We start from the raw sequence: 15,596 nt of genomic DNA, 5'->3' as shown, positions 1-15,596 counted from the left end.
AGCGCCTAGTGTCTTAAGTAAGGATCAACGTTTAAACTAAACATAAGCATCTACAATAAGTAGCGAATGTTTAACATAAATGTCTGGCACCTAAATGAGCAATCTGGGTAAAGATTGTCAGTAAGCGCTTATGATTTTGTTATAATAACACTTTGTTTTATATCATTAACAAAGCTTTTACGCTGTGTCACAATTCGATGAGCATATATTATCATCGTCTCTGCGTGCTAACTTTGTACTGCTCACCTTATTGTTATTATTGTTACCTACGTTTTTCATCTTTTATAGTCCGCCTGTTATTAGGATTTCAGATATGTCCCAAGCTACGACTCAAACTGCTATTGAAAACCCAGCCCTTGTTCAAGATACTTTTACCGTTGGTAGTCGTACGTTTTCGTCACGGCTGCTGGTAGGTACTGGCAAATATAAAGATATGAATGAGACAGGGATAGCTATTGCAGCATCAGCGGCTGAAATTGTTACTGTCGCTATTCGCCGTACTAATATTGGCCAAAACAGTAACGAGCCTAACTTACTCGATGTGATTTCGCCTGATAAATATACGATTTTACCCAATACTGCCGGTTGCTTTGATGCTGAAACCGCGGTTCGTACTTGTAAGCTTGCTCGTGAGCTATTAGGTGGTCATAATCTAGTAAAGCTTGAAGTATTAGGTGATGAAAATAGCTTATACCCTAATATTATGGAAACTTTAAAAGCGGCAAAAGTACTGATTGATGATGGCTTTGAAGTAATGGTATACACATCAGACGACCCTATCGTCGCGCAAGAGTTAGAAAGTATGGGCTGTGTGGCGATTATGCCGCTTGGTAGCCTTATTGGTTCTGGTCTTGGGCTACTTAATCGCCATACACTCAGCCTAATTATCGAAAACGCTAAAGTGCCCGTATTAGTCGATGCTGGCGTTGGTACTGCCTCTGATGCAGCTATCGCGATGGAGCTTGGTTGTGATGGAGTCTTAATGAATTCAGCGATTGCTAATGCACAGAATCCAGTCATGATGGCACACGCCATGAAACATGCAGTTTGGGCAGGTCGCGAGGCATTTTTAGCAGGACGGATGCCGATGCGTAAGATGGCGACTGCCAGCTCACCGCAAACTGGGTACTTTTTTCAGTAAGATGCCTTTTAGTAAAACGTTATTCAATAAGGTACTTTTTAATAAAGTGCTTTAAAATATAATTGGCTCTATATTTAATTTAACCGCTGTTCATATCGATGCGCCGTCAGGCCACTTATAACACGCAGCCCATTGACCTTAGAGGACACGCCATGCGATTGTTAACAGCAGTTGATCAATTATTTTTGCTTCTGGAATCACGTAAGCAGCCCATGCATGTGGGTGGCTTATTTTTGTTTGAACTACCAGCCGATACCCAAGGTGCAGATAGCGATTTTGTGTATCAGCTGGTACAACAAATGCAAACATCCAAAGTGCCACCGAGCTTTCCATTCAATCAGGTACTTGAGCGTTTATTATTTTGGAAGCAAGATGAGGATTTCGATGTTGAACATCACTTTCGCCATGTCGCCTTGCCAAGGCCTGCACGTGTCCGTGAGCTACTTATGTATGTCTCAAAAGAACATGGGCGTTTGCTAGATCGCGCTATGCCGTTGTGGGAATGCCATGTTATCGAAGGTATTCAACCAGAGACTGAAAACAGTCCTGAGCGCTTTGCCCTATATTTTAAGATTCATCATTCGTTGGTTGACGGCATTGCTGCTATGCGCCTTGTTCAAAAGTCGCTTTCGCAGTCACCTACTGAACCAATGACGTTACCAGTATGGTCATTGATGGCGCGCCATCGTAATCAAGTTGACGCTCTGATACCAGCTGGTCGCTCTGCAACTCGCATTATAAAGGAGCAGCTGTCTACTATTAAGCCAGTATTTACCGAACTGATGGACAATTTTAAACATCATGGCAAAGATGATTACGTTGGTACCTTTGATGCTCCGATGAGTATTTTGAACCAGCGTATCTCTGCATCGCGGCGAATAGCGGCACAATCTTATGACATGCAGCGCTTTAACGATATTGCTGATAAGCTCGACGTCAGTATGAACGATGTCATTCTTGCCGTCTGCTCTGGCGCAATTCGACGTTACCTACTAAAACTCGATGCCCTACCCAACAAACCGCTGATTGCTTTTGTGCCGATGTCACTACGCAGTGATGATAGTGCAACGGGCAATCAAATTTCGTTTGTATTGGCGAACCTAGGGACTCATTTAGACAACCCTGTACGTAGGTTACAGTTGATTCACGGTAGTATGAACAGTGGTAAACGTCGGTTTCGACGCATGAATCAGGCGCAAGTAATTAACTACAGTGCGATCGCCTATGCGTGGGAAGGTATTAATCTATTGACAGGGTTATTTCCCAAAAAACAAGCCTTTAATCTTATTATTTCTAACGTACCTGGTGCCAAAAAGCCCTTGTACTGGAATGGAGCACCGCTCAAAGCGTTGTATCCAGCATCTATTATATTAGATGGTCAGGCTATGAATATCACCCTTGCCAGCTATTTAGATAAAGTAGAGTTTTGTATTACAGCCTGTAGCAAGCTGCTACCACATGTACAAGATATGCTATGCTTGATTGAAGAAGAAATCGATGTATTAGAAAACATTAGCAAAGAGAAACACTTAGGCTTGCGCGAATAAAGTTAGCATTGCCCTCTTATTAAGAAGCAATAAAAAAGCTGACTCCATTTATGGAATCAGCTTTTTAATGCCAAAATTCTTGAACAGCAACGCTCAAAAAACTATACTGCGTCACCCCATGATGGCACGACTACTTGCATCAATGGTTTTAATAGCTTTATGTTACAAGCAAAGATAGAGCCTGACTTCATAGAGTTATGTGCGCCTGTATGATCGACCACTACACCGCGTGCCTCTGATACAATCAATTCACCCGCTGCGATATCCCATGGCTTGATAGACATCTCAAAGTAACCATCGAAACGGCCTGCAGCCACATAACACAAGTCAAGCGCTGCTGAACCTAAACGGCGCACTTGACCGCCTGCTTCAGATACTTTTTGTAGGCTTTCAAAGTGCTCTTTGGCATAAGAGATGACTTCACCATTACGCTTACGCTCAAGAGGATGACCAATCGCAAACAAACCACCATCGATGGTTTTGCGTTCACTAACACTGATACGGCGCTGGTTTAAACGCGCACCTTTACCACGACTGGCAGAGAACATCTCATCACGGACAGGATCATAGACCACACCATGTTGGGTGACACCTTTATGCTGTACAGCAATCGATACGCAAAACTGCGGTATACCGTGCACAAAATTCTTGGTGCCATCTAGCGGATCAATAATCCAGCACCAATCAGCATCTTCACCGCGACCTTCTTGCATACCAAACTCTTCACCCAAGAACGAATGATTCGGATAGCTGTTCTTTAGCGTCGCAATGGTCAGCTCTTCACTATAACGGTCGATGCGTGTCACCAAGCCATCGAGACCTTTTGACTCAGTCTCGAATTCAACTTTGTGGCGGTTTTGGTGCGCATATAAAATTTCTGCACCAACTTTTTCGGCAGTACGCGCTGCGATGACGACCATGGGTTCCATAAATAACCTATCTACTTGATGAATGAATAAAATGAATGAATACTACTACTAGATACTACTAATATTGCACTTACATACGTAAACGGCACACCAATTGTCTGCCATATTACGCTACACCTATACGACCTTAAAAAGACTGACCGTATCATACTAAAAGCGTTATAAAAAAATAAAAACGACCATAAATACGAAGCTTACCATCTTTAATGGCTGCCATCACAAATTACGCAAGCTGTAAAACAATGAGCACCTACGGCAAGTAGGCGTTACTTCAGTTTCAATATTTCTTAATGTACATCTCTTAAAGAATTAATCCAGAGTTTTTTACTTTCGCTTAAGACAATAAACGCTGTAACTGCATAACCACACCATCTGTATCCAAACCACAATCAGCTAATTGCTCTGCTTGGGAACCATGGGCGATAAAGCGATCAGGAATACCAATATTGCAGATAGCTGGACGCTTAGTGGCAAACGCAGCAGAAGCATTGAGCAAGTATTCATTTACGGCACTGCCTGCACCGCCCATAATCATATGCTCTTCTAGTGTCGCAATATGAGTAACGCCTTGCTCAATTAAGGTCTCAAGCAAATTGGTATCTAATGGCTTTACCCAACGCATATTAACGACTTGTACTTGGCAATCGCTATTAGCACTGTCAGACGTTAGTATCTTGGCAGCTTGCTCAGCAGTGGCAACCATCGTACCAAATGCCAATAACGCGAGCTTTTTAGGGGCATTACTAGCGCCTAATACTGACTCTACAATGGCTTGACCTATCTTATAATTCTGCGCTGGACGACTTATCATCACGCCAGTTCCGGTTCCGCGTGGATAGCGTACCGCCGTGCTGCCTTGATACTCATAACAAGTATTCAGCAAATGATAGCACTCGTTTTCATCTTTTGGCGCGGCAATCAGCATGTGAGGGACACAGCGCAAAAAAGCCAAATCAAACACGCCAGCATGCGTGGCGCCATCTTCACCAACAAGACCAGCCCGATCAATCGCAAACGTTACATCAAGATTTTGTAAGGCAATATCATGAATAAGCTGATCATAACCACGTTGCAAAAAGGTTGAGTATATAGCGACTATTGGCTTGACGCCTTGGGTTGCCATGCCGCCCGCTAAGGTGACTGCATGCTGCTCAGCAATTGCCACATCAAAGAAACGCTTTGGGAACTGACGAGCAAAGTCAATCATCCCTGAGCCTTCTTCCATGGCTGGAGTAATCGCTAATAATTTATCATCTTGTGCTGCTTTATCACATAAGAACTGGCCAAATACCTGCGAGTATTTTAACCCAGAAACCTTACTCTCAGAAGCTTTGCTTTTAACAGGAGCTTTATCTTTGTCAAAGTCACAGGCAATGATATCCTCAGCAGGTAGTTTGCTAATTGCATGATAACCGACTGGATCAGCCTCAGCAGGTGCAAAGCCTTTACCTTTAGTGGTATAGATATGTACTAATACTGGGCCCTTTACCTGCTTAGCAAGTGACAACACACGCAGTAGCTCAGGAATATTATGACCATCAAATGGCCCAAAATAAGTAAAACCAATCGCTTTAAATAGATTATCTTCTAGCTGCGGCACATCACGCTGTTCGCTGTGACGCTTACGTCGGTCAAATGCCTGCATATTTGGACGATGACGTAATACAGGCACACCTGAATCTGAGATATCAACTTGATAGCCCGACTCCCATAGCATCGCTAAATGCCGTGAAAATCCGCCAATAGAGCATGATATTGACATGTCATTATCATTTAGAATGACTAGTAAATCAGCGTCTTGCTGTACTGCATCATTCATAGCCTCAAAAGCCATGCCGCCAGTCATCGCCCCATCACCAATCACACAAGCGACCGTCTGCGGACGACCTTGATAGCGCAGCGCCAAACTCATGCCTAAACCTGCTGAGATAGAGGTAGATGAGTGGCCAACACCAAAGGTATCATAGACAGATTCTGCGCGTTCAGGAAAAGCAGTCAAGCCGTCTTTAGAGCGAATACTACTTAGCTTATCGCGGCGACCAGTAAGTACTTTATGGGCATAAGCTTGATGCCCTACATCCCAAACGATCTGATCTTGAGGCGTATCTAACAGATAATGCAATGCAATGGTCAACTCAACCACGCCTAAATTTGCCCCAAAATGTCCACCACTTTGACCAGCTGAATATAATAAAAACAAGCGCAGCTCATCGGCCAGCACTATTAATTGCTCAGTAGTGAGTTTCTTAATATCTGAAGGTGCATCAATGGCATCAAGCAACGGTGTATTAGGACGCATACGCGGTATCTGCGTGAACGTCTGTTGCAAGCCTGATAGGTGTGCAGCAGAGTCAGTAGCTAATGGCGTAGATAGCGACGTATGGGGTGACACAGATGCTGACTGAGACTGTGAAAAATAAGGTGACTGCTGCATAAATCGTACGATACCTACCAATCTGCTGACAAGGCGCTATCTTACTATATCGCCATACACCGTCATCATATTAATACGGTATTATGAAACCATCTACAACGCTAACAGCAAAACAATATGTGCTGGCATTGGTTATAGATTACGATATGCTTAGCGCGTCGCCACTGTTTATTAGTATTTGCATGAAAGTATTTACATGCTTTGTTAAATACACCGTTATTAGAGGCGCTATATAATAGTAACTCTAATGACCATGTTAATAATAATGTACTGCCTACTATGTAGGAGTGACGATACAGTAATGTAAGGGCAAAGACTTGTCACTGTATCCGTTAAAATAGTATGGCATAATAGCATTTTTTTTAAACTGTCGCTTTAATCATCGTGCGTAGTCTGTGAACTTTGTGTGTTTTTCTTATAAACGCGATTAGGATGCTATCATTATTAGCCTTATAAAACGATAACCAGATGGTTATCATGAACATAGATGTTACAAACACATAGATTATTTACTTAGTGATTAAGCATCTAATTATCAATACACCTAATCAAACATCAAGTTGCTACAGCACATAGTTTTTGAAAAACGTAGTTATTACGATATATTTATTAGGATATAGTTATTACAACATAGTCATTACGACATGGCTATGACCACTACACTATCTACCGCCACGATGATCGGCCTATGCAGGACATCAATGTCATATCAATTTATTACCAGCGCAAAACTACCTACTCGTCATGGCGAGTTTGATCTTCATGTATTTGAAAATGAAGACGGTCAAGAGCATGTAATGCTTACCGTCGGCCTACCAGTGGTAAACCCATTGTTAGAAGAGAACGCCGCGCCAACAACTCCTACAAATGAGCAGCATAAATTAGCAGATCATCCCATCCCGTTAGTCCGTATTCACTCTGAGTGCTTGACAGGCGATGCTTTTGGCTCGTTAAAATGCGACTGCGGTGCACAGCTCAATACAGCCATGCAAGCAATACAAGCAACTGGCTGCGGTGCTATCTTATATCTGCGTCAAGAAGGTCGCGGTATTGGTCTAACCAATAAAATCCGCGCATATGCCTTACAAGATCAAGGCCATGATACCCTAGATGCCAACCTCATGTTAGGTCTACCCGCTGATGCCCGTATCTATGATATGTGTAGTCCTATGCTTGCCCATGTAGGGGTTGATGAGGTTCGCCTTATCACCAATAACCCTGATAAGGTGGCCTATCTAAGCGAAAATGGTGTCAATGTGGTCGAACGTGTACCGTTGGTCGTTGGCGTTAATGATAGCAATGCTGACTATCTAGCGACCAAACGTGACCGCATGGGTCATCTTTTTGATAAAGAATTCTATACTGAGGCTCATCTCAATAAATAAGATATACCTGAGTAGATTGCATAAATCTGAATAAACTGCTCCTGAATGGATAAATTTACTATCAGCATAGATAAAATTACTAACAGCAAAAATCCTTAAGAAACATACTGAGAGTTACCAACACACCCCACAATTATAGATGTTTTTATGAGCATTCCTAGTATAAATAGTACAACGACAACTGACGCTAAAGACAGTCAAATCTTTCCATCTACTAGTGACATCACGTGCGTACGTGAGTTTTTAGTCGATTTGCAAGCGCGTATCTGCCAAGCATTAGAAGCGCAAGAGCGTGACGGCGGTGGTGATGCGACTTTTGTCCCTGATGATTGGGAGCGCCCTGAAGGTGGTGGCGGGCGCTCGTGCGTCTTAGCAGATGGCAAAGTCATCGAAAAAGCTGGCGTGATGTTTAGTCATATTCACGTCCATAACCTGCCAGCTTCAGCCACTGCCCGTCATCCTGATATTGCTGGTCGTAAAGCTCAAGCCATGGGCGTGTCACTGGTCGTACATCCCAAAAACCCAAACGTCCCGACCAGCCATGCTAACGTGCGTCTGTTTGTCGCCGAAGCCGAGGGCGAAGACCCTATTTGGTGGTTTGGTGGTGGCTTTGATTTAACACCGTTCTATCCTGTACTGGCCGACTGCGTCCATTGGCATCAAGTCTGTCATGACTTATGCGCGCCTTTTGGCGAGAGTGTCTATCCTGACTTTAAACAATGGTGTGATGAGTACTTCCATCTGCGTCACCGTGATGAACAACGTGGCATCGGTGGTTTGTTTTATGATGATGTCAATACAGAGAGCCGTGGCTGGGACTTTGAGACCTGTTTTGACTTTATGAAGGCCGTAGGCAACGGCTATCTTGACGGTATTATGCCTATTTTTGAGCAGCGTAAAGAAACACCCTATACTGACGAACAACGTGAATTCCAGCTGTATCGCCGTGGACGCTATGTTGAATATAATTTGGTCTACGATCGCGGTACGCTGTTCGGTCTACAAAGTAATGGACGCATTGAGTCTATCTTAGTTAGTATGCCACCGCTTGCTAGCTGGCATTACCGCTTTGAGCCGATGGAAGGTACTCCTGAGTTTGAATTGACTGAGTTTTACTTAAAACCACGAGATTGGTTAACTTCCTAGTCTTTTCTAATATTAAAACAGGTCAGCTTTTATAGCTGGCCTTTATTGTTTAAGTTTTTCCTATTCAAGCATTTTAAGCATTGTTTATCACTTATAATTTTTACTCGCTGGCTTATCAGCTATAATGAGCCTAGTCTTAGAGTTACATGTGTTTACAAAATTGCACTGAAGTAACCTACAAGGCTTTCTCTTATCACGGTTACATTGAGAGAGTACGGTAACAATAAATACTGATATGGAAAATTAAGATATTGGAAACTAAGACAGTATCAAGATTTGCATTTCATAAACGACTGCTCATAGGCAGCAGTTGAGCTTATAAATTACAAAGTACCATTTCAATTCGAGGTCAGCGTTTGCTAACGCGCCTATCTGTTTTATTAGCCAATTTTAAAGGAGTAATTTACATGGCACAGGTTCATACTAATAAATCATTAAAATCTATCTTCGGCATTACATTGATGACAGCTACCCTCGGTCTAACAGCCTGTAGCACGCCAGCTGACCCTGATGTTAAAGCACGCCAAGATATTATGAAAAACTATGGCGATTCGATGAAAGTCATAGGTGGTATGGCTAAAGAGCCAGACACTTTTGATGCTGACGTATTTAAAGAGCAAGCTACCTTCTTAGCAGAGGAAGCTAAAAACCCTTGGAGCCATTTTGCAAATGCAGAAGCCGCTGGTAACGCAACTGAAGCCGTTTGGAGTGACGTTGATGGTTTTCGTGCTGAAGCAGACAACTTTCAACAAGTAACCTCTGAATTAAGTGCTGCCGCACAAACAGCGACTAGTGTCGAGGATGTGATGCCTGCCATTGGACAAGTTGGCGACAGCTGCAAATCCTGTCATACAGACTTTAGAGTGAAAGAAGATTAATCATCTTCTTGATTAGTAGAGAAATAAAAAAACCACCATATCGCGATGATAATGGTGGTTTTTTATTGGCTTGAATTTGAAATCTGTGAGGCCAGCTATTCCGTAATAAGGCTTGTAGTCTCGGTTTGATCTTTATTTGCATCATCCTGCTTATTCAACGATTTTACCATAGCTTTTACCGATGGATCACTCATATCCAGAGTACGTACAGGGAACGGCATATCGATACCAGCTGCATCGAGTGCAGTCTTGACTTCAATTAAAACTTGGTCTATTGAGGCCACTTTATTAGCTTGAGTGCCATCATCAATGAACCAGCGCACAATTAGATCAATAGTTGAATCGCCTAAGTTGACTGCGATAATAGTTGGCGTTGCTTCTTTGGACACCGTATCAGCTCGGCTCAATGCTTGCATAATCTCAGCTTTGGCTTCATTGATATCATCTGCATATCCTATCCCTACCGCAAGCTGTAAACGACGCTGCTTATAGGCAGTATTGACAGTCACTGCTGAAGTATACAAATCTGAGTTTGGAATGACCACTTGCCGACCATCATAAGTCTTAATGGTAGTCGCACGAATCTTGATATCTTCAACTGTCCCTTCGTAATCCCCTGAGACAATCTGATCGCCGATCCGAAATGGCTCTGAGATGAGCAGCAAAATACCAGATAGTAAGTTTTGAAAAATATCTTTAAAAGCAAAACCAATGGCGACCGAACCAATACCGAGTGCACCAATCAGCTTGGTAGGCGTAAATCCTGGCACAGCTATAACCATCGCAATCATAAAACCAATGAAAATAATCAGTGCACCGCCTACCCGCTGAAACACTTTAACTAAGTTCTGATGGCGACTACGACTTCCTAATAATTTATAGACGATTTTTTTGAAGACAACCGATAGAAACCAAAAAATTAGGATAACGATAATCGAAGCCACAAAATACGGTATACGCTCAACAAAGCCAATCAGGATGCCATTTGCGGAATCGATAATGCTTTGATACGTCAGCGCATCAGCCGTTGTAGCAGCAGCCTCAGCACTCAACGTAGGGTCTGCCTCAGAAGTAGGCATTCAGGTGTCACTCCTTAAGTTATTTAACTTTTATGTTCATCAGTACCTTTATATCCATCAGCACCTTTATTTTTCATATGTATTTTTCACATGTCTGAAATCTAGCCCATCAAATCGGCTTGTACAATCTCAATCCAATAGCCGTCAACGTCTTTGATAAAGGCGATATTTTTCATACTGCCATCTTCTGGGCGTTTTTTAAATTCGACATTATTTTTATCAAACCAAGCTACCGCTTCATCAAGACTAGGCACGCTAAAGCAAATATGTCCAAAACCTTGTGGCTCACCATTGCCATCGTGATAACTAAAGTCAGCTTTCGTTTCGGTACCGTAGTTATGGGTCAACTCTAAAATACCGCGCTGACGGAACGCAAAGATTTCCAAATCATTACCAGCAGGCAAATTCTCACGCTCGCTATCGGTAAGCTTGGCTAAGAAATATAAATCAAATCCCATATCAGGGAATTTCTTTACCGCCAGCAAAGTCATACCGAGTACGCCAGTATAAAACGCTAACGACTTAGCAGGGTCTTTTACCCGCAGCATAGTATGGTTAAAAGTAAAGCCTGAAGTCTGCGCGGAGATAGGCTGAACGCCAGCTGTAGTTACGCTGCTAGCTGGCTGAGCGACGGTTGATGCATTATTATCAGTTGCTGAGTTAACAGATGAAGTAGACGCTAGAGTAGACATAATTATCCTAATATTTAACAAAATGTAAAATCTAAAAGATAGCAAATCACTGTGACAATGACTTGCATGACCATCTCATCATAATAAAAAACGGCGGAATTATTGATAGGGTTTTGTAAGAGCATACCTTTAATATGCTCAATCAAGCATATTGATTAGCTGTCTAAAAACCGCACCTTCCCTGTTTCTAAATCATACTCTGCACCAACGATAAGTAATTGATTACTGTTAGCTAAGTCCTCTAACGCTCGCGAACCATGCTTGAGCTGACTGACCGACATGCGCACGTTGGCACTTATAGAGCGATCGACTAGCTCGTCCGCATCTACATCTTGACCGTTGGCAGTCGCAAGTTCATGCAAGTTATAAACGCTTGGACGAATACGGTCGACGATAGATTGCAAGTTAGGTGAATAGTTCTGTTCAGGATTGATAAGCGCTTCTACGCAGGCTGTGACCGCACCGCAATGTGAATGTCCCAGCACCACAACCAGCTTGGTACCGAACTTTTCGGCAGCGAATTCAACTGAGCCAATCTGTGAAGGGGCAACCACGTTACCCGCCACGCGAATGACAAATAAATCACCTAAACCTTGATCAAACACAATCTCAACCGGTACACGTGCATCTGAGCAACCCAAAATAATAGCTAGAGGGTCTTGATCACTGACTAGCTCTGGACGGCGTTGCATACATGGATCCGTGCTGGTAAGGCTATCAACATAGCGGGCGTTACCTTCTTTTAAAAGCTCAAGTGCTTCTTGACCTGTCTGTGGGCGTGTATCGTTGGGCATAAGTGGTCCTTGATTATTAATCACTATTAGAATTGCAAATTACTTTAAATTTATTTTTTTAGATATTAATTAGCTCAATGGTTGGTTAATAATTATCAAGCTACGAGGCTCATTATATTTTTCAGCCATCAAATGATTGTATAGGAATAAAGCAAAAAAAATGATAAAAAATTTGCGCTAGGGTCGTTTTATGAAGATGGTCGTTATTAACAGTGTCAAATAGCTTAGCTTTAAGACATTGAACAACCACTCAAATCTTATAGAAATACAATAGTAAAACACTCGAGAGAATAGATGAAAGAAACTTTTGTCACTATGCCCATATAACGCGCGTAACATACAACGAACTTTCAATGATTTATATCAAGGGTTTGTTATAATACGCAGCAACCAGCCGACTACGCTTACGCTCATGCCAAACCATCTTGTTTACAGTGTCTTATATTAATAGCTGTACTGACACGTTGGACGCTTAGGAACAAATCTTATGACCGAATCGACTTCAAACACGCATAAAACCTCGGCGTCACCTGACACTGTACTGCTGCAACTGACTGGTCTAAAAAAAACCTATGATCAAACGGAAGTATTAAAAGATATAAACCTCGATATCAAGCATGGTGAATTTTTAACCTTGCTTGGCCCATCGGGCTGCGGCAAGACGACACTACTGCGCTTAATTGCTGGTTTTGAGCAGCCAAATGCTGGGGCAATATATTTAGATGGCGTACAGGTGGCGGGCTTGCCAGCCGATAAGCGTCCGGTCAATACCGTGTTTCAGCAGTATGCATTATTTCCGCATATGACCGTTGCGCAAAATGTCGCTTACGGGCTTAAGATTAAAAAAGTCCCTAAAGATGAGATTCAAACGCGGGTGCGCGAGATGCTGGCCATGGTACAGCTTGAGCATTTAGCCAATCGTAAACCGCAAGATTTATCTGGTGGTCAGCAGCAGCGCGTTGCCATTGCACGCGCGGTGATTAACCGTCCTAAACTACTATTACTTGATGAGCCGCTATCCGCACTTGATCATAAGCTGCGTTTGCAAATGCAATCTGAGCTTAAGCGTCTGCAACGAGAGCTTGGTATTACCTTTGTGTTTGTCACCCATGACCAAGAAGAAGCGTTATCAATGTCAGACCGTATTGCGGTGATGAAAGACGGTACATTCCAGCAAATTGGCACACCGATTGAGATTTATGAAACCCCTGCCAATTTATTTACCGCCAAATTCATCGGTGAAACTAATTTATTTAAAGCAGAGGTAAAGGGCGTCTATCCGGACCAGCCAGATCGTGATGGGAAAGTAACCAATGGCCGTATCGAGGTCGAGGTCTGTGAGGCGCAAGCACAAGATGGACCGACAGCGTTACGTAACCTGCGCCGTCCTGATTTTGCCAATGACGTGCAAGTGGGTGATATCGTTAATTTGCTACTGCGCCCTGAGGATTTACGGATTTATGATCCCAATGATAAAGAACATGGCGGCTTACTCGGCCGCGTCATTGAAAGTAACTACAAAGGTAGCACCTTAGATTCGATTATCGAATTGGCAAACGGTCATATTATTAAAGCCTCTGAATTCTTTGATGAAGATGACCCCAGCTTTGATTATAAATTGAATGAAGCGGTCAAAGTCTCATGGGTGGATGGTTGGGAATGGGTATTGCCAGAAGACCATCTTGTAGAACAAAAAGCACATGAGCGGAATGGAGATGCGCAAAACGTATTGGCGCAAAATAAAATTGCACAAAAGGATGGCAGCTGATGGCAGGTAATAGCCGTTTCAATTTGGGCAGCAAAACCCCTTTTCGCACCGCAACGCTATGGCTGATCTGGGGTTGGCTACTGATATTTGCGTTACTGCCAAATATTTTAGTCATCGCTGTCAGTTTTTTGACCCGCGATAGCAGCGCTTTTATTAGCTTGCCTGTCAGTATCGACAGCTATATACGCATAATTGACCCGTTGTATTTTGAGGTTTTCGTTCATTCGTTATGGATGGCAGGCATTACCACGGTCATCTGCTTATTGCTTGGTTACCCTTTTGCATGGCTGATATCCAAAGCCAAAGTGCGTTGGCAGCCGCTGCTCATGATGCTATTAATACTGCCATTTTGGACCAACTCTTTAGTACGGACTTATGCGCTTAAATTGCTATTTGCCAATAACGGTTTGATTAATAAATCACTATTAGCGATAGGCGTAATCGATGCCCCTATTGATATTTTATACACCCAAGGCGCGGTAATAGCAGGCTTAACTTATTTGTTATTCCCGTTTATGGTACTGCCGTTATACGCAGTATTTACTGATTTACGTAATGACATGCTACTTGCTTCGCAGGATTTGGGCGCTTCCAAGACACAGACCTTTTGGCACGTGGTGCTACCATTGACTACACCTGGGATTATCTCAGGAGTTCTGTTAGTGTTATTGCCAGCGATGGGTATGTTCTATGTGGCAGATATTTTGGGTGGATCGCGAAATTTATTGGTTGGTAATATTATTAAAAACCAATTTTTGGATGCGCGTGATTGGCCATTTGGCGCAGCAGCCAGCGTATTATTGACCCTTGCGATGGCCGTACTATTACTCGCCTATCGTGCCAGTAGCCGCCGCATTGGCAAGACCGACTTTAATGAGGTGGCTTAATGTCTGATCGCTCATTAAAAAACTCACCCGTTAAGAACAAACGTCACATCAAGCAACCTAGCATCGGCAGCATAGCGGCTAAGGGCTATCTTGGCCTGATTTATGCCCTACTGTATTTGCCCATCATCGTCTTGGTAGTGATGTCATTTAATAAGTCCAAGATTGGCTATAACTGGGGTGGATTTAGCTTAAAGTGGTATGAGTCGCTATTTAAGAACCAAGCCATGCTCGATGCTTTTTGGCATTCTATCGTTTTGGGTTTGGTTGCCGCCACCGTCTCAACCTTGATCGGTACATTGACTGCTCTTGCCTTACATCGCTACAACTTTCGTGGCAAAGGCTTACTAAATGGGCTGTTATTTGTACTGATGATGTCGCCTGAGATTGTATTGGCTATCTCATTGCTCGCATTATTTTTATTGATTGGTCTGCAATTAGGTTTTGTATCGCTGTTACTCGCGCACATTACCTTCTGCCTGCCGTTTGTAGTCATCACTGTGTTTGCACGCTTAAGCAGCTTGGATGAGCGCTTGATGGAAGCCGCCCGTGACTTGGGCGCTAATGAATCAACCATGGTACGTACGGTACTGATTCCCGTCATTCTGCCCGCAGTGATGGCAGGCTGGTTGCTCGCCTTTACTTTATCATTAGACGATGTGGTGGTTTCTACCTTTGTCACCGGTCCTAGCTATGAGATTTTACCGCTACGAATTTATTCGATGGTGCGCGTAGGACTTAAACCGGAAGTCAACGCCATTGGTACATTGCTATTGGCTGCCTCGCTTATCTTAGTCATTATCTCGCAGCTGCTGTTACGTCGGCGCTAGTTATCAACTATCCCTAGGTAAGAAAAATTTAATAATAGTATTTGAGTGGAATTCACTGCTACATTAGTTATAATGAATTTTTCTCACCT

General features: G+C 43.0%; 13 protein-coding genes. 8 read left to right on the top strand and 5 right to left on the bottom strand.

What is annotated here, in order from left to right; translation table 11 throughout:
• Positions 1-313 precede the first annotated feature (313 nt).
• Together AK823_RS01510 and AK823_RS01505 are read left to right on the top strand one after the other, a co-directional pair.
• Complete coding sequence (locus AK823_RS01510; RefSeq protein WP_068325667.1) at positions 314-1,141, top strand: thiazole synthase; 828 nt, start codon at positions 314-316, stop codon at positions 1,139-1,141.
• 152 nt (positions 1,142-1,293) lie between these two features.
• Positions 1,294-2,688 carry a wax ester/triacylglycerol synthase family O-acyltransferase gene (locus tag AK823_RS01505; RefSeq protein WP_068325666.1) on the top strand — a complete coding sequence of 465 codons (1,395 nt, stop codon included), beginning with the start codon at positions 1,294-1,296 and terminating at the stop codon, positions 2,686-2,688.
• Between the two features lie 101 nt (positions 2,689-2,789).
• On the opposite strand, the gene AK823_RS01500 is transcribed toward AK823_RS01505, so the two are convergent.
• Together AK823_RS01500 and dxs are read right to left on the bottom strand one after the other, a co-directional pair.
• The gene (locus AK823_RS01500; RefSeq protein WP_068034112.1) at positions 2,790-3,617 is read right to left on the bottom strand and encodes an inositol monophosphatase family protein; all 828 of its coding nucleotides are present in this window, start codon (positions 3,615-3,617) and stop codon (positions 2,790-2,792) included.
• A 334-nt stretch (positions 3,618-3,951) separates the two neighbouring features.
• Complete coding sequence (gene dxs, locus AK823_RS01495) at positions 3,952-6,051, bottom strand: 1-deoxy-D-xylulose-5-phosphate synthase (protein ID WP_068325663.1); 2,100 nt, start codon at positions 6,049-6,051, stop codon at positions 3,952-3,954.
• A 701-nt stretch (positions 6,052-6,752) separates the two neighbouring features.
• Between dxs and ribA the strand changes: the two genes are divergently transcribed.
• The 3 genes from ribA (at position 6,753) to AK823_RS01480 (ending at position 9,460) form a co-directional block, all read left to right on the top strand.
• Positions 6,753-7,436: a GTP cyclohydrolase II gene (gene ribA, locus AK823_RS01490; protein WP_068034111.1), complete on the top strand. Its 684-nt coding sequence runs from the start codon at positions 6,753-6,755 to the stop codon at positions 7,434-7,436.
• 147 nt (positions 7,437-7,583) lie between these two features.
• On the top strand, positions 7,584-8,582 hold the full coding sequence (gene hemF / locus AK823_RS01485; protein ID WP_068325661.1) for an oxygen-dependent coproporphyrinogen oxidase: 999 nt from the start codon (positions 7,584-7,586) through the stop codon (positions 8,580-8,582).
• Between the two features lie 407 nt (positions 8,583-8,989).
• Positions 8,990-9,460 (top strand): cytochrome c, encoded by a 471-nt coding sequence (locus AK823_RS01480; RefSeq protein ID WP_068325659.1) that lies wholly within the window; start codon positions 8,990-8,992, stop codon positions 9,458-9,460.
• Positions 9,461-9,555: 95 nt separating this feature from the next.
• Here AK823_RS01480 and AK823_RS01475 read toward each other — a convergent pair whose 3' ends face one another.
• From AK823_RS01475 to AK823_RS01465, 3 genes are all read right to left on the bottom strand, one after another.
• Positions 9,556-10,539, bottom strand: a complete 984-nt coding sequence (locus AK823_RS01475; RefSeq protein ID WP_068325657.1) for a mechanosensitive ion channel domain-containing protein — start codon at positions 10,537-10,539, stop codon at positions 9,556-9,558.
• A gap of 101 nt (positions 10,540-10,640) precedes the next feature.
• Complete coding sequence (gene gloA / locus AK823_RS01470) at positions 10,641-11,231, bottom strand: lactoylglutathione lyase (RefSeq protein WP_068034101.1); 591 nt, start codon at positions 11,229-11,231, stop codon at positions 10,641-10,643.
• Between the two features lie 155 nt (positions 11,232-11,386).
• A complete protein-coding gene (locus tag AK823_RS01465) occupies positions 11,387-12,025 on the bottom strand; it encodes a carbonic anhydrase (RefSeq protein WP_068034100.1) in 639 nt (212 codons plus the stop codon).
• Positions 12,026-12,512: 487 nt separating this feature from the next.
• Here AK823_RS01465 and potA point away from each other — a divergent pair, with 487 nt between their 5' ends.
• The 3 genes from potA to potC are packed head-to-tail and all read left to right on the top strand — an operon-like array spanning position 12,513 to position 15,507.
• Positions 12,513-13,793, top strand: a complete 1,281-nt coding sequence (gene potA / locus AK823_RS01460) for a spermidine/putrescine ABC transporter ATP-binding protein PotA (protein WP_228138891.1) — start codon at positions 12,513-12,515, stop codon at positions 13,791-13,793.
• Positions 13,793-14,680: a spermidine/putrescine ABC transporter permease PotB gene (gene potB / locus AK823_RS01455; protein ID WP_068325656.1), complete on the top strand. Its 888-nt coding sequence runs from the start codon at positions 13,793-13,795 to the stop codon at positions 14,678-14,680. The genes potA and potB overlap by 1 nt, the downstream gene beginning before the upstream one ends.
• Positions 14,680-15,507 (top strand): spermidine/putrescine ABC transporter permease PotC, encoded by an 828-nt coding sequence (gene potC, locus AK823_RS01450; protein ID WP_082785595.1) that lies wholly within the window; start codon positions 14,680-14,682, stop codon positions 15,505-15,507. The genes potB and potC overlap by 1 nt, the downstream gene beginning before the upstream one ends.
• Positions 15,508-15,596 lie beyond the last annotated feature (89 nt).

The organism is Psychrobacter sp. P2G3 (assembly GCF_001593285.1).
In the GTDB taxonomy this organism is placed as follows: Bacteria; Pseudomonadota; Gammaproteobacteria; order Pseudomonadales; family Moraxellaceae; genus Psychrobacter.
Note: the sequence above shows the minus strand (reverse complement) of the source record. Positions and strands in the feature narration are given on the sequence as shown.